The sequence below is a fragment of the Aquabacterium sp. A08 genome (genome assembly GCF_011742065.1).
On the sequence record NZ_JAAQQT010000410.1, the window covers coordinates 1 to 285 of the forward strand.

The window sequence follows — 285 nt, forward strand, 5'->3', positions numbered from 1 at the left end:
CGTGGGGTGGTCATTGCGAAATCCAACGCCGCCATCTGGGCCAACCAGGCCGAACGCATCCTGCCTGCCTTCGAGCAAGCCACCGGCGCCCAGGTGGGGCCCGGCATCAAACTGCTGGTGCGCGCCCGCCCGGTGTTCAAGCCCCAGTACGGCTTCAGCCTGGAGATCGACGCCATCGACGCCGACTACCCCCTGGGAGACCTGGAAGCCCGCAAGCGCGAGATCCGCGAGCGGCTGCAGCGCGAAGGGCTGATCGACCAGAACAAGGCGCTGGCAACCCCGTGG

The 285-nt window shown here is 68.1% G+C and carries 1 pseudogene; it reads left to right on the forward strand.

Going from position 1 to position 285, the window contains the following annotated elements:
• Window positions 1-285 (forward strand): annotated as a pseudogene (locus tag HA630_RS02330) (exodeoxyribonuclease VII large subunit); the annotation flags it as partial.